The 19,289-nt window shown below is 44.3% G+C and carries 16 protein-coding genes, 5 tRNA genes, 1 rRNA gene and 1 pseudogene; 10 read left to right on the forward strand and 13 right to left on the reverse strand.

Annotated elements, in window-relative coordinates:
* The first annotated feature begins 131 nt into the window (after window positions 1-131).
* From rrf to LJF29_RS15705, 4 genes and pseudogenes are all read left to right on the forward strand, one after another.
* Window positions 132-247 (forward strand): 5S ribosomal RNA (gene rrf / locus LJF29_RS15690).
* Window positions 248-362: 115 nt separating this feature from the next.
* Window positions 363-710, forward strand: a pseudogene (locus tag LJF29_RS21255) (alcohol dehydrogenase); the annotation flags it as partial.
* A 234-nt stretch (window positions 711-944) separates the two neighbouring features.
* Window positions 945-2,378, forward strand: a complete 1,434-nt coding sequence (locus LJF29_RS15700; RefSeq protein ID WP_229149508.1) for a SulP family inorganic anion transporter — start codon at window positions 945-947, stop codon at window positions 2,376-2,378.
* A gap of 145 nt (window positions 2,379-2,523) precedes the next feature.
* Window positions 2,524-3,444 (forward strand): bile acid:sodium symporter family protein, encoded by a 921-nt coding sequence (locus LJF29_RS15705; RefSeq protein WP_229149725.1) that lies wholly within the window; start codon window positions 2,524-2,526, stop codon window positions 3,442-3,444.
* Window positions 3,445-3,454: 10 nt separating this feature from the next.
* Here LJF29_RS15705 and LJF29_RS15710 read toward each other — a convergent pair whose 3' ends face one another.
* The 13 genes from LJF29_RS15710 to LJF29_RS15770 form a co-directional block, all read right to left on the reverse strand.
* Entirely contained in the window at window positions 3,455-4,207 is a 753-nt protein-coding gene (locus LJF29_RS15710; RefSeq protein WP_229149510.1) for an alpha/beta hydrolase, read from the reverse strand.
* Window positions 4,204-5,214: an iron ABC transporter permease FeuC gene (gene feuC, locus LJF29_RS15715; RefSeq protein WP_229149512.1), complete on the reverse strand. Its 1,011-nt coding sequence runs from the start codon at window positions 5,212-5,214 to the stop codon at window positions 4,204-4,206. Before feuC ends, LJF29_RS15710 begins: the two co-directional genes overlap by 4 nt.
* The gene (locus tag LJF29_RS15720) at window positions 5,207-6,211 is read right to left on the reverse strand and encodes a FecCD family ABC transporter permease (protein ID WP_168746792.1); all 1,005 of its coding nucleotides are present in this window, start codon (window positions 6,209-6,211) and stop codon (window positions 5,207-5,209) included. The genes feuC and LJF29_RS15720 overlap by 8 nt, the downstream gene beginning before the upstream one ends.
* Window positions 6,212-6,229: 18 nt before the next feature.
* Window positions 6,230-7,183 (reverse strand): iron ABC transporter substrate-binding protein FeuA, encoded by a 954-nt coding sequence (gene feuA / locus LJF29_RS15725; RefSeq protein ID WP_229149513.1) that lies wholly within the window; start codon window positions 7,181-7,183, stop codon window positions 6,230-6,232.
* A 90-nt stretch (window positions 7,184-7,273) separates the two neighbouring features.
* The gene (locus tag LJF29_RS15730; RefSeq protein ID WP_324255125.1) at window positions 7,274-8,854 is read right to left on the reverse strand and encodes an AraC family transcriptional regulator; all 1,581 of its coding nucleotides are present in this window, start codon (window positions 8,852-8,854) and stop codon (window positions 7,274-7,276) included.
* Window positions 8,855-9,067: 213 nt separating this feature from the next.
* On the reverse strand, window positions 9,068-10,312 hold the full coding sequence (locus tag LJF29_RS15735; RefSeq protein ID WP_229149516.1) for an exo-beta-N-acetylmuramidase NamZ domain-containing protein: 1,245 nt from the start codon (window positions 10,310-10,312) through the stop codon (window positions 9,068-9,070).
* A 13-nt stretch (window positions 10,313-10,325) separates the two neighbouring features.
* On the reverse strand, window positions 10,326-12,254 hold the full coding sequence (locus LJF29_RS15740) for a glycoside hydrolase family 3 protein (protein WP_229149517.1): 1,929 nt from the start codon (window positions 12,252-12,254) through the stop codon (window positions 10,326-10,328).
* Between the two features lie 22 nt (window positions 12,255-12,276).
* Window positions 12,277-13,614 carry a penicillin binding protein PBP4B gene (gene pbp4b, locus LJF29_RS15745; protein ID WP_229149519.1) on the reverse strand — a complete coding sequence of 446 codons (1,338 nt, stop codon included), beginning with the start codon at window positions 13,612-13,614 and terminating at the stop codon, window positions 12,277-12,279.
* Window positions 13,615-13,668: 54 nt separating this feature from the next.
* On the reverse strand, window positions 13,669-15,036 hold the full coding sequence (locus LJF29_RS15750) for a PTS transporter subunit EIIC (protein ID WP_229149521.1): 1,368 nt from the start codon (window positions 15,034-15,036) through the stop codon (window positions 13,669-13,671).
* 25 nt (window positions 15,037-15,061) lie between these two features.
* Window positions 15,062-15,913: a MurR/RpiR family transcriptional regulator gene (locus LJF29_RS15755; protein ID WP_168746798.1), complete on the reverse strand. Its 852-nt coding sequence runs from the start codon at window positions 15,911-15,913 to the stop codon at window positions 15,062-15,064.
* Between the two features lie 15 nt (window positions 15,914-15,928).
* Entirely contained in the window at window positions 15,929-16,843 is a 915-nt protein-coding gene (murQ, locus tag LJF29_RS15760; protein ID WP_229149523.1) for an N-acetylmuramic acid 6-phosphate etherase, read from the reverse strand.
* 111 nt (window positions 16,844-16,954) lie between these two features.
* Window positions 16,955-17,437, reverse strand: coding sequence for a GNAT family N-acetyltransferase (locus LJF29_RS15765; protein ID WP_010332811.1), 483 nt, complete (start codon window positions 17,435-17,437; stop codon window positions 16,955-16,957).
* 11 nt (window positions 17,438-17,448) lie between these two features.
* Window positions 17,449-17,904, reverse strand: a complete 456-nt coding sequence (locus LJF29_RS15770) for a DUF523 domain-containing protein (RefSeq protein ID WP_168746801.1) — start codon at window positions 17,902-17,904, stop codon at window positions 17,449-17,451.
* A 181-nt stretch (window positions 17,905-18,085) separates the two neighbouring features.
* Between LJF29_RS15770 and LJF29_RS15775 the strand changes: the two genes are divergently transcribed.
* From LJF29_RS15775 to sigW, 6 genes are all read left to right on the forward strand, one after another.
* Window positions 18,086-18,160: transfer RNA gene (locus LJF29_RS15775), tRNA-Glu, on the forward strand.
* Between the two features lie 3 nt (window positions 18,161-18,163).
* A tRNA-Val gene (locus LJF29_RS15780) sits at window positions 18,164-18,239 on the forward strand.
* A 4-nt stretch (window positions 18,240-18,243) separates the two neighbouring features.
* Window positions 18,244-18,316 (forward strand) — tRNA-Thr (locus LJF29_RS15785).
* A gap of 19 nt (window positions 18,317-18,335) precedes the next feature.
* A tRNA-Tyr gene (locus LJF29_RS15790) sits at window positions 18,336-18,420 on the forward strand.
* A gap of 4 nt (window positions 18,421-18,424) precedes the next feature.
* Window positions 18,425-18,496: transfer RNA gene (locus LJF29_RS15795), tRNA-Gln, on the forward strand.
* Between the two features lie 229 nt (window positions 18,497-18,725).
* Window positions 18,726-19,289, forward strand: coding sequence for an RNA polymerase sigma factor SigW (sigW, locus tag LJF29_RS15800; protein ID WP_229149525.1), 564 nt, complete (start codon window positions 18,726-18,728; stop codon window positions 19,287-19,289).

The following is a 19,289-nucleotide window of genomic DNA, read 5'->3' on the forward strand; positions in this document are numbered from 1 at the left end:
TCAGGTTGATAGGTCTGAGGTGGAAGTGTGGCGACACATGGAGCTGACAGATACTAATCGATCGAGGACTTAACCTAATTTCTAATGATGTCACACCTGTTATCTAGTTTTGAGAGAACACTCTCAAATTGTTTGGTGGCGATAGCGAAGAGGTCACACCCGTTCCCATGCCGAACACGGAAGTTAAGCTCTTCAGCGCCGATGGTAGTCGGGGGTCTCCCCCTGTGAGAGTAGGACGCCGCCAAGCAAGGTAAAGACCAGTTCAACTGAACTGGTCTTTTATTTTGCTCTTTTTTTATATCTGTACTGATTCGTTTTAAATGATGGTAAAAATTATCAAGACTGACAGTTGCAACTGAAGAAGAAAGTTCGATGTGATCTTTGACGCGATCGGCAATCAGCTTGATTGGGCCTTATCCGTTCATTGCCGATGGGGTTTGATGATACCTATGAAAGAATATCGGCCTTTTCAATTGCTTTCTAACTGGGTTACGATCGTCTGAATCGGAGAGGCTCGGCAGATCATGGAGGACGCGGTTTCATGCGCTGTAGATATGCCGCAGCTTTCTGAGCTCATAACGGAAGAAACGACGCTGGAGAAATTTGAGTCCGCCATACAAAGCTTGATGGGAATAGACTCGACATCTAATGACAGGAAAGATATTCAAGCAGTCAAAACGATTCTTGTTTCTGATCCTAATATGATCTGATGGCAAATGGCTCAAATATATTGATCCATTTTTTTCTTCAGCATTTGACCTTGCACATTTGATTAAAATTTATTATGATACTCTTTGTATAATAACTCCTTACCTCAATACACTATACTCAACGTTTCCCCTTTTTCTCCGAAAGTTTTTCTTTTCGTTTTCTTCCGTAAAATAATTAAGCTCCCAATACAACAAATACGGTGCGGATTTATTTTTAAAAAGGAGTCGTTATATTTGAATCGTTTTACATTGAAACAGCAGTGGTTCGGTAATATCCGAAAAGATATTCTTGCTGGAATTTTGGTGGCCTTAGCCTTAATACCTGAAGCGATTGGTTTCTCGATTATTGCCGGCGTTGATCCAATGGTTGGTCTTTATGCTTCATTTTGTATAGCCATTATTATTTCTATTTTTGGCGGAAGACCGGGGATGATATCGGCTGCGACTGGCTCGATGGCGGTAGTGATGGTGTCACTGGTTGCCGATTACGGGCTTCAGTATTTATTTGCGGCTACCATTTTGACAGGTGTTATTCAGGTGATTTTAGGTATCAGTAAAATTGCGAGATTAATGAAATTCATTCCTCGTTCTGTGATGATCGGGTTTGTAAATGCGCTGGCAATTCTTATTTTTTCTGCGCAGCTGCCTCAGTTTGCAGGTGCATCTTGGAGCATGTATGCGATGCTTGCCGGATCATTGGTTATTATTTATGTACTGCCGAGGTTTACGACTGCGGTGCCATCTCCGCTTGTCGCAATTATAGTGATGACGATTATTGCGGTCACTTTCCATGTGGATGTGCGGACGGTTGGAGATATGGGCAATATCTCTAGTTCATTGCCTCATTTTCTCATTCCCGATGTTCCGTTTACCTTCGAAACGCTTAAAATCATTTTTCCTTATTCCATTGCTCTGGCGTTTGTCGGTTTGCTTGAGTCTTTGCTGACTGCACAGATTATTGATGAAATGACGGATACAGACAGTGATAAAAATAAAGAGAGCCGCGGACAGGGAATCGCAAATATCGTCACTGGATTTTTTGGCGGTATGGCGGGCTGCGCTATGATCGGACAATCTGTTATTAATACAAAAGCGGGCGGCCGTGGGCGGTTATCAGCCTTTATTGCCGGTGCTTTTCTTATGTTTTTAATTGCCGTTTTGAGTCAGGTTGTTGTAAACATTCCGATGGCTGCGTTAGTGGCTGTTATGGTTATGGTGTCTGTCGGCACATTTGATTGGTCTTCTTTAAAAGGCTTGAAAAAAGCGCCGATCACAGATTCAATTGTAATGGTTGTGACGGTGATTACGGTTGTCGTGACGGATGACTTATCGAAAGGCGTATTCGTCGGTGTTCTGTTAAGTGCCGTTTTCTTTGTAGCCAAAATCTCGAAGCTGAAAATCGTTTCTCATGCAGAGGATCAAAAGCTGAGAACGTATCAAGTCAAGGGACAGATCTTTTTTGCGTCAGTGACTGATCTTACAAATGCGTTTATCTTTGATGAGGATATCGAACGAGTTGTCATTGACTTGACCGATGCTCACGTATGGGATGATTCAGGAGCGGCTGCGCTTGATAAGATTGTCGCAAAGTTTAAAGAGCAAGGAATTGAAGCTGAGTTAAAAGGGCTGAACAATGCAAGTAAAGCCCTTATGAAACAGATGGCATAAAAGTGTGAAAGTCCAGATTGATGAGATCTGGGCTTTTTTATATAACATATGGTTGAACTGCATTGATATAATAGAGAGAAAGAAATTTTTAATAGGGGACTTGTATATGATGCTTCAGAAGCTGAACCGTGTATTGGGGAAAGTCATGCCGCTTTTGACACCGACTAGTGTTGTGCTTGGCGTCCTGCTGTCTCAGTTTTTAAATGGATATGAAAGCGCGGTGCCTTGGATATTTGCGTTTATTACGTTTGCGGGCAGCTTGAGCGCGAACTTTCAATCTTTGAGACACGCCTTGGCGCACCCTCTTCCTATGATTCTTGCATTATTTGTTCTTCATATTTTTATGCCGCTTTTCGCCTGGGGCAGCGGACATCTCATATTTCAAGGCGATCCATTAACGATCACCGGTTTGACATTAGCTGTTGTCATTCCTACAGGGATTACGAGCTTGATTTGGGCTGCAATGTACAAAGGGAATGTCGGTTTGACGCTTTCTATCATATTGATTGATACCGTGCTGTCGCCGTTAATCGTTCCGCTGAGTCTTTCTGTGCTGGCCGGTGCCCAGGTTCACATGGATGTCTGGGGAATGATGAAGGGTCTGATTGTGATGGTGGTGATTCCTTCATTCCTGGGCATGCTGTTTAATCAGATGTCATCTCCAGATAGAACCGCGGCGTTGAGCAGCACACTGTCACCCTTTTCAAAGCTGTGCCTGATGGCGGTGATTGCGATTAACAGCTCTGCGATAGCACCTTATTTCAAAGCGATTGACTTAAGATTTTTAGGGATTGCTGTCACCGTTTTTTGTATCGCGTTGACCGGGTATGCTGCTGCGTGGCTTATCGGTAAAATGATGAAAAGGCAACAGGAGGAAATTGTCTCTCTTATTTTTACGGGAGGCATGAGGAATATCAGTGCCGGCGCTGTTCTTGCCGTCACCTTCTTTCCGTCCCAGGTAGCCGTTCCGGTTGTGATTGGCATGCTGTTTCAGCAAATCCTGGCTGCTTTGTTCGGCTATATGCTGAACCGTTTTGAATTAAAACCCGTCTTGCAGAAGGCATGAAAAAAACCGCTCATATGATAGAGCGGTTTTTTCCGTATAGCCATTCAAGGGCATTGATAAATTGTTTACAGAAATACTTGCGGTGGTGCACCGCCCCTTTCTCAATGACGAGACACAGCTGATCTTGAGTGAAGCCTTTTTCTTTTAGGCTCTCGTATACATATTTTGTTTTTTGCAGCATCGTCTGCTGAATCGATTGTTTTCCAGCGCCTTCTTCACTGCCGATAGACATATAAATACGCGTTGAACCGGGCCTTACAGCGGCAGTATCTATGGTTTCTGCTGCGTTCTCGTACCAGTATGAACTTGAAAGAGATCCTATATTTCCAAATAATGATGGATGTCTCAGAAAGGCGAACATCGAGATGAGGCCGCCTAATGAGGCGCCGATCATACCTCTGGATTGTGCTCTTTTGGAGACATTCCAATTTTCTTCCACAAACGGAATGAGCCGGTTTGTTATTTCAGAAAGATAGTCAGTCCCCTTACCGCCGAAGTCTGGAAACTGATCACTGAGTAATGCGGCGGGCCAAGGAGTGTACTCGTCAATTCGATTTTTAGGCTCTATACCGATCAGCACGAGCTCAGGCACCCTGTTTTGATGGAACCTGCTTTCTATCAGTTCTAGTTGATTTTGAAACAAAGAACCGCCATCCTGTACGTAAACAGAAGGAAATTCCCTGCTGTCCGTACTGTAGGAAGGAGGGAGATACAGCTTGAACATCCTGTCGCCCGCCTTATGCTCTGATAAAGATCCGTTCAAACGTTCTCCCCCTTTTTTTGCTTGAAAAGCAGGTATAAGAAATACGGAACACCGAGTATCGCTAAAATAATGCCGGCTGGCACTTCTGCGGGCTGGAAAAACAGTTTCCCGGCAAAATCCGCGCTCAATACAAGCAGCATGCCGATCAAGCCGCTCAAAGGCAAAATATAGCGGTGTTCGATACCGGCCAATCTCCGGGAAATATGGGGCGCGATTAAGCCGACAAATGCCATGCTTCCCGCCACAGAGACACAGGCGCTGATGATGGCGACACAGGCGACGAGCAGAATGGTTTTTTCTTTATTTGATGATATGCCAAGGCTTCTGACCGTGTCTTCGTCAAAGCGGATGGTATCAAGCAAACGAGATTTGACCAAAAGAATAGGAATAAACAGCAGCATCCACGGAAGAACAGCTGTGATATATGTCCAGTTTGCCGACCAGATGCTTCCGTTTTTCCATACCATGGCCATTTCATAATCTTGCGGGTCCATTTTTAAGGATAAAAACAACGACAAGGCGCTGAAGCCCGAATTAATCGCGATTCCTACCAGAATAATTCTGCCTGAATCTAAATTGCCTCTGTTCCAAGCGAATATGTAAATCATGACTGCAGCAGCCAGTCCGCCGATCAGGCCGAAAAACGGCATTCCCATCGCCGCGACGATTGAGGTTACTTCCTTCTGGCCTTGGAACAACAGCATAAACGCCACAATGCCTGCCCCTGCTCCGGCATTGATTCCCAATATTCCCGGGTCTGCAAGGCCGTTTCGTGTGATGGCCTGAATGACAGCTCCTGCTATGCCAAGTCCGAGTCCGATAATGGCTGCCATGACAATCCGCGGAAGTCTTAAGTCAAACAGCAAAACTTCATACTGCGGATTGGGATTGATCTGAAAAAGAGTGGAGAGCAGCTCTGTCGGACGAACAGAAAATGATCCGCTGGTCATGCTGAAATAGCTGACAAGGAGAATCAATATGATTAACACTGCATATTTTTTAGCCATTTTGCTCTCCTCCTTTTCGTTTGATCAAATAAAGGAAGAAAGGAACGCCGATAATAGAAGTCACAACCTCAATCGGTGTTTCAAATGGGTAATTGATAAATCTGCTGGCGAGATCGCACAGCGTTAAAAAGATTCCGCCCAAGATGCAGGAACAAGGAATCAGTCTGTTATAATCCGAGCCGACGAGAAATCTCGTGATATGCGGAACGACTAAACCGACAAACGCAATTTTTCCGGCAAGCGCTACGGCACTTCCGGTTAAAATGATGACAGAGAGCATTGCCATGATTTTGATCGTTTTTTTCTTTTGGCCCAAACTCTTAGAAATATCGTCGCCTAGTGAAACAGCGGTCACCTTTTTGCTGAGAGAGACAGCTATGACGATACCAGCAAGAAAAAATGGAACGGCAAGCTTCAGAAATTCGGGGCTCATTTGATGAAGTCTGGCGCTGTACCAGAAACTCAAATCCTGTGAAATTTGAAAATAGATCGATATGGCAGCTGCTAAACTATTTAGCAGCATACTTGTGACAGTGCCAATGATGGCTAGCTGTACAGGCGTAAACCCGTTAGGCAGCATTGTTGCCAGACCGAATACCAATGCAGCTCCAAATGCGGAGCCGATAAAAGAGTAAATGATCATTTCAAGCGAAGATGATTGCGGAAGCAGAACCATACAAAGCGTGATGATAAAGGCGGAACCATCTGAAACACCCATAATTGAGGGCGATGCCAAATAATTGCGTGTGATGCCTTGCATGAGCGCTCCAGATACAGCAAGGGCTGCCCCAATGAGCAGAGCGCCGGCAGCCCTTGGAATCCGGGAGTGCCATATGATTTGATGGTCTGTGTTTCCCGGATCAAAATGAAAAAGTGATGCAAAGACCATATCAGCATTAAGCTGCTTTGCGCCATAGAGGACGGAAAGCAGCAATGATAATGCAATAGCAAATGGAGAAGTAATCAAAATGATACGTGTCCACTGTTTTGAATACATACAAAAACCTACTCTAATTTAGTCTTGTGTTAATTTTTCAGATGCCGCTTTCAGGAAGCGGACTTTGCTCCAAGCCGTACCGCCTTGTGCGAGAGGATCAACTGAATTGACGTACACATGATCTTCTTTGACTGCTGTGAGGCTTTTCCAGATTGGATTTTTTTCTAAATCTTTTAATGCATCAGGTTTATCCGCATTTTCATCATCAGAAAATTGGACGAAAATGTGGTCAGGGTTCATTTCACTGAGTTTTTCTAACGAAATCAGCTCTTGCGCTTTTGCGGCTTTGACTTCATTCGGCGCTTTAAGGCCTAAGTCACCATAAAGAGTTGAGTTGAAGTACACTTGTTCAGGATAAATGTAAATATTTCCTTGTCTGATTCTGATGACAAGCGCTTTTGAATCCTTTGCTTGTTTATCGATTTTCGTTTTTGTTTCTTTTAGATCCTGTTCATAGTCGGCAATGATTTTTTTGGCTTTTTTCTCTTTTCCGGTCAGCTGGGCAAGCAGCATCATGTTTTCCTTCCAGTTTGATGAGATGTGAGAAACCGGAATGGTCGTGCCTGCCGTGCTTATTTTTTGCAGGGTTTTTTCAGGGAACTTTGTAGATGCCAAGATCACATCTGGCTGCATCTCAAGAATTTTTTCAATGTTTGGTTCCATTTTTTCCCCTGTAGGTGTTGCTTTATCAGTGATGTCCTTGAACATTTCAGGGAATTTTCCTGAAAATGAGATTGCACCCTGCGGATGAACGTCAAGCAGTTTAGCGTCTTCCATGGATTCAACGCTACCCGTAATGGCAATCTTATCTGTCGGTACATTTACTTCGTACGTTTTATCCAAATACTCGATTTTCTTTTTCTCGGACTTTGTGCCGCTCGCTTTGCTGGCAGAGGATTCTTCCTTGCTGCCGCAAGCTGTCGCCGTCAGGGCGAGAAGCAAGATTAATAAGGTAAGAGATAGCTTTTTCATCTATAGTGCCTCCTGTTCAATTGATAACTATTATCAATTGGAATTATAGAGAATGAACAGACATAACGCCATGGACAAATTCCATATTTATCATGGACTATCGCCGGATAGCATAGAAATGGTTTGCTGAACAATCCGCTCGTGCCCGCAAGCCGAGTATTCATTCCATGGGTCTGAAGAGAGGTGATACACACGTCCGTTCCGCACTGCGCTTAGGTTTTGCCATATTTCTGACTGTTTTAATTGCTGATAATAGGCAATGGTTTCCGGCTCTTTAAAAAGAAAGAGCATGATACAGTCAGCTTGGCAATTTGTGATGTCTTCTAATGAAATCGCTTGTTCTGAAGGCGTGTCAGCCGATTCAGCCGATTGGAACCCTAAATCTTCAAAGAAGACTTCGCGCACGCTGCGATTATGTGCCATATAAAAGCTCTGCTTGTGCAGACGAAGAAAGAGAAAGCGAAACTCTTGAGCGTGCAGCAATGTCTTTTTAGCGGCAGCTGTCTGCTTGTCATAGGCTGCGAGCCACTTTTCAGCTTCCGATTCTTCATTTAAAAACGAGGCGGTTTGCAGAAAGTGAGCTCTCCAGTTTTCCTCTGAAGGAAGGTAACATACTTCTGCAATGCTGTTCAGGCGCTTTTGTTCTTCTGAAGAGACAGAATCCATGCTGAAAATGATATCGGGTTTAGCTTGGGACAAGGTATGCAGGTTTTCCTCCCATTTTTCATTAAACCGGTATGCGTTGAGCTGAACTGGAATATCTGCTGAGTAAAGCTGATAATAGTAAGCCGTCCATTTTGGATGGAGTGCGGCTGCAAACGGTATATGATGGAGAGGAATGAGCTGCCCCATTGTTCCCTTTCCATAGGCGGCTATTTTTTTCCGGCGTTTTTTCATATAGCTTGTTGGAGAACAGCCTGTGTGTTTTTTAAAGATTCTGCTGAAATAAAATTCATCTTGATAGCCGGTTTGATGGGCGATTTCCTTCAGTTTACAGTTGGATCTTGCCATGAGTCGCTTCGCTCGAGTGATTCGCGTTTTTGTGATAAATTCTGTTACGCTCTGACCTGTCCACTTTTTAAAGGTTTCGCTGTAATGCTTGGGGCTGATTCCCGCCATTTGTGAGAGCTGGCCTAGTGTAATTTTTCTATCGGCATGAGTTTCGATGTATTGTTTTGTTTTTTCGAGCGCTGTCTGTGTATCGCTTTGATCAGAGACATTGGCTGTGAATAGGTCATAAATCAGGCTCTGAACCTCGATCACACATTTCAATTGAGAAAGCTGTGATGAGTCTGTCCATATTTCAGCAAGTTCTTGAAGCCGGGCTGAAAGGTTTTCAATATGTGAAACATTCACAAGGTTTAGAGTGGATAAATCAGTTTCAGTGCATGGTTTTAAGAGATCTTGCTGGGTTTCCGCTGTATAGCAGTGAAGCCTGATCAGACAAACATCTATATTTCTCTCTTCTGCTGGTGTAATACCGAATGTCTCATGAGGCGGACAAACATACAGTGTCTTTTTTTGGAGAGGCGCAGTTCTCGTTCCGATAGAAATATGTCCATCTCCTTTTAAATGAAAGATCAGCACGAATGAGTCAACCAATTGCTGTTCTGAGAAGAGATCACTCGTTTTCTTCATGTATTCAATTTGTACAGGATGATAAATCATCATTGAGTTTTGCAAGGAGAAGACCACCTTTTCAGAGTCGCTCACTTAATTGATAATCATTTTCAATAAGATTGTACCAAATAAATGAAAGTTTTCCTATATAAAGCGTGTTGTTTTTGTATATAAAAACCCTTGCCGCAAGAGCGGGCAAGGGAAAATGATCAAGCTTTTGTTGGGTAAGAGAATGTTACACGTGTAACATACCCTTCTTACGTCTTAATAAATGAGATATTGTTTTCTTGTTTTATTGAATTGCTTCAGCTGTTTTTGATAGGTGTCAATGATTTCATCAATTGAAGCACCGTTCACGATTTTCATTCGAACCCAGCCGTTGCCAGCCAATTTATCAAATGAGCCAGACGCTAGGAACTTAAACTCATCAGGATAGAGGTCATGTATCATTTTAATAAGCGACAGTCCTGTTTTAACAGCTTCAAATTTCTCTCTGTCCGTAATAAAGAGCTGTACGCCGTGGCAAAGTGTTCCTTGATGTTTAGAGAACGTCGGAGTAAAGGAGGCAGCTCTGAATGTAACGCCAGGCAGATCAAGACTGTTCATTTTTTCTGCAAGCTCAGTGCTTTTGATAAAGGGAGCTCCGATCAACTCGAATGGCTTAGTCGTTCCCCGCCCTTCAGATACATTTGTGCCTTCAATTAACCCTGTTGCAGGGTACACAAATGTGCTCTCTGCGGTTGGCATGTTAGGTGAAGGGAGAACAAATGGCAGTCTGGTTTCATCAAAGTCCATAGAGCGTTTCCAGTGCTTCATTTTTACGACTGACACATCAGCATCAATATTAAATTCCTTGTTGAATAGTAAAGCCAATTCTCCAATGGTCATCCCGTGCTTTAATGGAATGGGATAGAGTCCGACAAAGGATGTGTACTCGGGCTCCAGCACTGGTCCTTCAACCTTTTTTCCGCCTTGGGGATTCGGACGGTCCAGCACGATAAAAGGTATTCCGTTTTCTTTCGCGGCTTCCATTGCATAGGCCATTGTATAAATGTACGTATAGTAACGAGTCCCTACGTCCTGGATGTCAAATATAAGAACATCGACATGTTTCAGCATATCAGGAGTGGGTTTTTTCGTTTTTCCGTAAAGGCTGTATACGGGAACCCCGGTTTTTTCGTCAATGTAAGAGCCTACTTCGTCTCCTGCCTGAGCGTCGCCGCGAACGCCGTGCTCAGGCCCGAATAAAGCTGTCAGCTGAATATCGGGGTCTTCGTAAAGAATATCTACGCTGCTTTTAAGGGATGCACTCACACCTGTTGGGTTGGTAATCAGGCCGACTCTTTTTCCCTTTAGCTGCTTTTTGTGTTGGGACAAGAGGATATCAATGCCGGTCTGGACTTTAGGTTTTTTTGCTGTTTGTTTTGCCGATTCAGGTGTAGCAGTGGCAGCCGTCATTGTTCCGAACATCATAAGCCCTGCGAGAAGAACCAATACCGTTTTTCTCATATGTTCCTCCTTATTAAAGCGGTTTTCCCGTTTTGATGTTTACTCCATAGCCATATGGATAAAGGATGTCTCCTGGTTTTGTGACGGATGGAATGTCGACTGGCAGCGTGCCCTTTGGCTTTGATTGTCCGAAGATCGCTTTAACCCCGGCCGGTATATTCGGCTGAAGATAACGGCCGTTTGCATATCCTTTAAAACCATAGACGGCAATCAAGGCTCTGGCTTCTTCGAAATTGGCGGCATCATATGGATTCCGCAGACTCATTAAGACAAATTGCTTTTTGTGCTGCAGTGCGGCATTCATGACAGCTCTCGGAAAAGCGGTGGCCCATTTGCTTGAATCTGTTACCGTGTCGTCGATGACACCGTCGTTGACGACAGGGTCATTTTTTACAACGTAAGAGCCTGTAATGATATAATCAGCTTCTTTTACTTGTTTTTCATACTCAGCATTAAATACCTTTTCTGCAAAGTTGATTTTGGTAAGAGAAACAGAATTGATTTTTTTTCGCTGCATTAAATGGTGAATGGTTTTTTCAATGGATGCTGATTGTTCCTCGTAAGGTGCGGCAATTAAGATTCGGCTGCCTTTTTTGGGTTTGAACGGCAAGGTATGCTGATCATTTTTTAATACTGTCACTGCCTTTTCAGCGATTTTTTGCTCTGTCTTCGTATGGTGTTTGCTTCCCACTGTTTTGAGCGCTTTCTTCACCTTTTTATCTATACTGCTGTCATTCTGAGCGGGGTAAATACCGCGTTTTATTTTCAGGGAAATGATTCTTTCCACCGATTTGTTGATTTGCTGTAAGGGAATGTCCCCTTTCTCGACAGCTTCTTTTAAGGAGCCAATTATGCTTGCAAATTTATGTTCATTTTTCAGAGATGTAACTGAGGCAGGCATTAACGCAATATCAACACCGGCCTTTATGGCCATGACGACCGCCTCTTCCTGGCCGAAATGATCTGCTATGGCTTTCATATTGAGAGCATCAGTGACGATTACACCGCCAAACCCCATTTCCTGCCGAAGCAGCCCGGTCATCACTTTCTTTGAAAGTGTAGCGGGAACCATAATATCTGATCCGTCAAGCTTGCTTTTATATGTGGTGTCGTCAAAGGCTGGGAATTGAACATGAGCTGTCATCACCATGTCTGCTCCTGCATCAATCGCTTTTTGAAAAGGATAGAGTTCAACCTCACGAAGCCGTTCCTGGCTATGAGAAACGAGCGGCAGTCCATAATGGCTGTCAACGTCAGTGTCGCCATGTCCCGGGAAATGCTTAAGAGCAGAGGCGATATGTTGCCGTTGCAAACCTTTCATAGAATATAGACCGAGTCGTGCTGTCAGTTCACGATCAGAACTGAATGATCTTACACCGATCACAGGATTATCAGGGTTATTATTAATATCTAAGACTGGGCTGAAATCTGTATTGATGCCTAAGACAGAAAGCTCTTTTCCAATCATGCTGCCGGTCTGATATGCATTGATCCTGCTTCTTGTTGCGCCAAGCGCCATATTGCCTGGGAAATGAGTGCCCTCCCCTAATCTCGTCACGATCCCGCCTTCTTGATCAATGCTGAGTAAGAGCGGAATCTTAGGGCCAGCCTTTTGATATGAGTCTGTCAGCCGTACCGTTTGCTCAGTTGTTTTTACATTTTCTGCAAATAATATGACGCCGCCGAATTGATATTTCTTGATGAGGCCAGCGACTTCCTCATTCATTTCTGTGAAGGCTTTCGGAGAAGTCTCACCTTCCTTTTGCCAGTTTCTGAAATCCGGCATCAGCATCTGGCCAAGTTTTTCATCTAACGTCATATGATCAACGATCTGTTTGGCGTCAGCTGAGCCGCGGGGTTTCGCTTTAGCTGTCTGATTGACGCCGAGAACACATGAAAGAAAAAGGACGGTGGAAAGGATCAGCGAAATGACAGGTTTCATAACAACTTCCTCCTATCGTCAATTATTTCATTGCTTCATAAATCGCGGTGATGACGCTTCCGTACCTGCCTGTTGAAAATTGATCACCCACAAACACGTTAGGATTTTCTACTGGATCAGCGACTGGTGAATGCTTTTTATTTGTTAACAAAGCAATACCTAAATTGTATGCCGGATCAATGATGGTAACCGTTCCTGTCCAGCCAGTATGTCCGTACGCATTTTTGCTTGCATAAGGGCCAAACATCCATTCCATGCTTTTACTTCCATTTCGCCGCCATCCAAGGCCGAATGTCGGATCTGTTGCTGATGGCGCCGTAAATAGGTCAGCTGTTTTCTGATTGAATAATGAAACGTTTCGGTACGTTCCTTTGTTTAACATGACTTGAAGCAGAATCGCCATATCATCAGCGTTTGAAAACAGTCCGGCGTGGCCTGAAACGCCTTCCATCGAATAGAATGCTTTTTCGTCATGTACTTCTCCTTGCAGCGTGTCTGTGCGGATATGAGGAAAATGGATAACACCGTCTCGTGTATTGCCCATACGTTCAGTGGCTGCAAACTGTTTTGCTGTAAAGCCCTTTTGCAGCGGATTGTACAATGTATGCTTCAGCCCTAGCGGTTTGTAGAGCTCTTGTTCCGTATAGACATCAAGCGGTTTGCCGGTGAGTTTTTCGACAATACAGCCGAGAAGCATGTATCCAATGTCACTGTATACGTGTTTTGTTCCTGTTTCATAATCCAGCGGGATTTTCATCAAGTATTCAATGGTTTTCTCCCGCTCCTGCGAATAATACATGCCGGCTTTTTCTGGGTTATAAAAGTAGAAACTGGATGGCAGCCCAGATTGGTGCTGCAGGACATCAATGACACGAATGTTATCTTTTCCTTTGATGCGATCTGTAGGCTGATCCTTGAAATCAGGTAAATAAGCGGATACCTTTTTATAAACGTCGAGTTTGCCTTGGCTGACTAAGCGCTGTAAAGCAAAATTGGTCGCATACATTTTTGTATTTGATGCCAAGTCAAACATCGTGCGGGTTTTCATTTTTGCCGGACGGCGCAAGAGTTCAGCCCCGTCGTATTTTTTACTGTAGCCGTACGCTTCTTTTTTGATCATACGGCCGTCCTTCACGACGACTAGAACGGCGCCGGGGAATCCTGCTGCAATGTCCCGTTCAATCATCTGATCAACCTTCCTTAGTTTCTTCGACGAAAACTGTGCAGTTTCTGGATTTATTGTTTTCGGCTTAACCTGGTTGTCTGCTTGATGAAGGGCGGTTTGTGCGAAGGCTTCGTTCGGCGTCAGAATGGACACGGTTAAAATAGCGCTGAGTAATGCTAATGTCTTCGTTCTCACAAGCTTGCTCCTTTCCGTGTTTCTATGCCGTTACTATTCCTAAATTGTCATCATTTAATCGAACTGGGCAGCCATTTCATCTTTATATCCGAAAGCGTAGGTCAATAAAAAGCCTGCCGCATAGGAAATAAAGAGACCAATGATATATAAGATGATTTGTGAAGGCAGAACCAGAAAGGAGAGCGGCAATCCGGAGACGCCGAGTGCAATTGTGGCTACCTGAAAATAAGCTTGAAAAGCTCCGCCGATCCCCGCCCCTAAACATGCTGTCAAAAACGGACGGCCAAGCGGCAGCGTTACACCGAATATAAGCGGTTCACCGATGCCGAGCAGTCCTGAAGGAAGACCTCCTGTTATCGCTTTTCTCAGCGTTTTTTTCTTTGTTTTAACGAAGATGGCGAAGGCTGCGCCCACTTGTCCCGCGCCTCCCATGGCAAGGATAGGGAGAAGCGGGTCATCACCGATGGAATTGATGAGTTCCATGTGCACCGGCGTCAGGCCTTGATGTAGCCCCGTTACAACGAGAGGCAGGAAGGTTGCGCCCAGAATAAAGCCTGCAGCGATTCCGCCGATGTCTAAGATGGACAGAAGACCGGATGTGATGACATCTGAAATGAAACCGCCTAAAGGCATGAAAACGACATACGTCAATATTCCAGTGATCAAAAGTGAAACTGTTGGCGTTACGATAATATCGAGTGATTGAGGAATAAAGCGGCGGACGAATTGTTCGGTATAAGCAATGAATATAGCTGCGAATAGAACGCCGATGAGGCCTCCCCTGCCGGGAAGAAGCTGTTCTCCGAATAAACTGATCTTTGCGATTTCCGGGTTAATGATCAGAATCCCTGCCAGAGCGCCGAGAGCGGGCGTTCCGCCAAATTCTTTTGACGCGTTAATGCCGACGAGAATACCGAGATAAGTGAACAGGCCTGATCCGATGACTGTCAATACAATTGCTGTTTGTGATTCTGCAGAGAGCCAGCCGGCTTGGGTTACCGCTTTGGTAATCCCGGTAATTAAGCCTGAAGCGACGAGTGCGGGAATGAGAGGTATGAAGATGCTGGCTATTTTTCGTAAAAAAAGCTTAAACGGGGTGGCGTTCTTGCGATTGATCTCGGTTTTCTTTTTGGACGCGGCCTCTTTTAGATTGAAATCTTCTTCTGATGATACCAGCTTCGAAAAAGCGGCGGTGACATGATTAACGACACCAGTGCCGAGGATAATCTGCAGGGTTTCAGCTTCGACGACTCCAAGGACGCCATCAAGCTCTCTTAACGCCTTACTATCCGTTTTGCTGACATCGTAAGGCGTAATGCGCAAGCGGGTCATGCAATGCGTATAGGAAGAAATATTGGATTTCCCCCCGCATAGCTCAAGGATTTTTTCCGCCAGAATATTGTATTGTTTTTCTTTGCTCATACAAACCCCTCCCTTTCAAGATGCCTTATGTCTTTCTCATAGATTTGATTGCTTCTCTCGTTTTATCAATGTAGCTGACCGTTTCTTCATACTGCTCGGCCGCCATGCTTAAAAACAAAACATCAATCATAAAGAGCTGGGCGAGACGAGAGGAAGTCGCTGCGCTTCGAATCAGGGCCTCGTTGGAATGGGCTGTATATAATGAAACGTCGGCCAATACGGAGACGGAAGTTTGACTATATTGTGTGAGGCTGATGATTGTGACGCCTTTTTTCTTTGCCATCGAAAGCAGCTCGATGATTTCCTGTGTTTCACCTGAAAACGAAATGGCAAATACAATGTCTTTTTTATCTGCATTTGCGATTAAAGATGCCACGAGATGAGTGTCCGTAAAAGCAGTCGCCTGTTTATGAATTCGAAGCCATTTTTGCTGGGCGTCCTTGGCGACAATGCCCGAGGCGCCCAGGCCGATGAAATGTACAGTGTTCGCTTGAAGCAGTAGAGAAACAGCGCGCTCAAGCTCTTGATAATCCACGAGATCTGAGGTGTCTTGAATTGCTTGAATGGCATTGCCGGCTGCTTTTTCAGAGATGGAAGGCAGTGATTCATGAGGGGCGATGTCCCGGTAGCCTTGAACAGCAGGTTTTGCCAGATCACCCGCTACCCTCATTTTTAAATCCTGAAATCCTTTTAGTCCCAGTGACTTGCAGAGCCTGATGACGGCAGCGTCACTTGAATTAGCTAAGGCGCTGATTTCGCTGACTGTGCTTTCTATCGCTTTGTGGGGATGGGCTAATATGTAGTCTGCAAGTTTACGCTCTGATTGTGGCAGCTTGTGTTTCATCGATTGAATAATAGCTAAACCGCCTGTCGCCATTACTGTCTCTCCTTATCATGAATAGTAGTTTTCAATTGCTTTGTCTATAAAACCGTTCGCTTCATCAAGCAATGTCTTCGCTTTGTCTTGATCTGTGCTGGTTTTGAGCATAACGATTGCTGTTTTGACATGAAGATTCGCCTGTTCAAGTGTGTATTGCGCTTTCTCATAAGAAACGTCTGTGAGGCTTTGGATGATGCTGATGGCGCGTTCTTTTAATTTTTTGTTGCTGACATTGACATCCACCATCAAGTTTTCGTAGACCTTGCCGATTTTGACCATTACAGCGGTGGATATCATGTTTAGAATCATTTTATGAGCGGTTGCGGCTTTCATACGTGTCGAGCCTGTAATGACTTCTGGTCCGACCACGACCTCAATGCTGTGATCAGCGTGTTTGCTGATGGTGGAGTGTCTGTTACAGGTAAGGGAGATGGTGTTTGCTCCGATTTTGCGGGCGTATTTCAGCGCACCCGCTGCATAAGGCGTACGGCCGCTTGCTGCAATCGCAATCACTGTATCGGCTGAGGTGAGATGGATGGATCGTAAATCCTCGGCCCCTGCTTCTTCATGATCTTCAATCCCCTCAGCCGCCTGCAAAAATGCGTTGGGACCGCCGGCCATTAATCCGATTACTTGATCAGGACTGACGCTGTAGGTCGGAGGACATTCAACTGCGTCCATCACACCGAGTCGGCCGCTAGTGCCTGCACCTGCGTAAATGAGCCGTCCGCCATTTTGAAAGGATTCATACGCGCATTCGACCGCTGCTTCGATATCGGGGAGGACATGCTGAACGGCGGTAGCGACTTTGATATCTTCATTGTTAATCATTTTTAAGATATCGAGGGTATTTGCTTTGTGTATTTCCATTGTTTGGCTATTGCGTGATTCCGTTGTAAGGCTGTGAAGATTCAATTGTTCTGACATGAGGATGCCCCCTGTATAAAAAATAAATATATCTCAATATTCAGTATATTCATTTCTGTTATGATATTTCAACTATCATTTTTGATTTTTGAAACTTTATTTCAAAAGAGGTTATAAAAAATAATGAAGTATCAGCTGTTCGCCGAGCGGCCCAATTTTTCGGCGTCCTTTATCAAGAAATCCAGTTTTCATATAAAGCTGCTTTGCACGGGTGTTCAGGTGATTGACGGCTAAAATGATTTCATCGCACCATGGGAAATACCCGTTAACAAAGGAGGGTAGCTGAAGCATGGCTTTTTTCGCATAGCCTTGTCCGTGGTGAGCGGAGTTTAATGATAAGGAACTGAGCAATAAAGCAAATGGATTGTTGGAATAGGGAGCAATGATTTCTTTTGACGTATGTAGAATGAAAAAGCCTATTGGCAGATCACCTTTTAAGATGACAACAGGATAGCGCTCCTGTATGCTTAGGGCCTGAGTCAGCACCTCTTTAGGGAGAGCGGTAAAGCGTTTGTCATCATTGTGTAAAGTAAATGCGTAAAGCTCAGGTAAATGCTCAGGCTTATAGAAGGATAAAGAGATATCTTGCGTCATGATGAGCCTCCTTACAATATATCGTCTAGCTGGTTTTCAGAAATTACACGGTACCCCGCTTGTTTTAATAGGGCGGCGGTTACTCCGTTTCCAGCGATTTTTTTGCCTGAAAATGAGCCATTATAGATGAAATTGCTACCGCATGATGGGCTGTTTTCTTTCAATATGACGGCAGAGGCGTTAATTTTTTTTGCATAGGCCAATGTTTGGGCCGCGCCCTTCATATATAAATCTGTTACATCTTCTCCTGAAGACGTTATGATTTTCGCGCATCCATTAAGAACATCCTCACCAGTGCCTCCGATGATTTCTGCTGGTTCCCGGGGAGTGGAGAAGCCGCCGAGAAGTTCAGGGCAAGCCATCACTGCTTGTTTTTCTTCAATCAGTTTTCGAATTTTCTCTGATGCGGCATGCGAACCGTTGTATCTGCATTCAATGCCCCCGAGGCAAGAGCTGACTAGTATCATATTGGTTTCTCCTCTCTTGATTCGATCTATATCTATCTTAAGATAAATGATAATTGTTGGGAGGCTTTTTCAGTTAAAAAAGGGGTTAAAAAGTTTGAAAATAAAAAATTTAATTTTCCTCTTTACAAAAGGGGGGGAACCTGTATATAATAACTTTTGTCAGCTCGACGAGAACACAAACGGCCCGTTGGTCAAGCGGTTAAGACACCGCCCTTTCACGGCGGTAACACGGGTTCGAATCCCGTACGGGTCACCATTTGGAGGATTAGCTCAGCTGGGAGAGCATCTGCCTTACAAGCAGAGGGTCGGCGGTTCGAGCCCGTCATCCTCCACCATCTTGCCGGTGTAGCTCAATTGGTAGAGCAACTGACTTGTAATCAGTAGGTTGGGGGTTCAAGTCCTCTTGCCGGCACTGTTTTTCCTAAAAATATGGAGGGGTAGCGAAGTGGCTAAACGCGGCGGACTGTAAATCCGCTCCCTCAGGGTTCGGCAGTTCGAATCTGCCCCCCTCCACCATTATTGGGCTATAGCCAAGCGGTAAGGCAACGGACTTTGACTCCGTCATGCGTTGGTTCGAATCCAGCTAGCCCAGTCACAGACACCTTTGACCAAAAGGTGTCTTTTTTCTTTTTGAAAAATCCTTCCAACTTCTAACTGTTCAGTCTGTGTAATAATTTTAAAAATATGTTAAGGTAGTTTATTCACGAATTGCCATCTACACCCTGCCAAAAATTTGTTAAACTTATTTTATAAAAAAATTGAAACCTTTAGAAACGAAGCTCGTATACATACAGACCGGTGAAGGCAGAGGTTAGATAAATATGGAAATGATGATTAAAAAGAGAATTAAGCAAGTCAAAAAAGGCGATCAAAATGCATTTGCGGACATCGTAGATATTTACAAGGATAAAATTTATCAGCTTTGCTACCGTATGCTTGGCAATGTGCACGAGGCGGAAGATATCGCACAAGAGGCTTTCATCAGAGCGTATGTCAATATCGACAGTTTTGATATCAACCGGAAATTTTCAACTTGGCTTTATCGAATTGCGACCAACTTGACCATTGACCGCATTCGCAAAAAGAAGCCGGATTATTACCTCGATGCAGAAGTGGTGGGTACAGAAGGCTTGACGATGTATTCCCAAATCGCCGCAGATGGAGTTTTGCCTGAAGATGCAGTCGTATCGCTGGAGCTTTCACACACGATTCAGCAGAAAATTTTAAAGCTTCCTGACAAATATAGAACTGTCATCGTGTTGAAGTATATTGATGAACTCTCATTAATTGAAATCGGCGAGATTCTGAACATTCCTGTGGGAACGGTAAAAACACGGATTCACAGAGGCAGAGAGGCTCTTAGAAAACAATTAAGGGATCTTTAA

Origin of the sequence: Bacillus sp. LBG-1-113 (assembly GCF_020708615.1) — a bacterium.
Taxonomy (GTDB): domain Bacteria; phylum Bacillota; class Bacilli; order Bacillales; family Bacillaceae; genus Bacillus; species Bacillus mojavensis.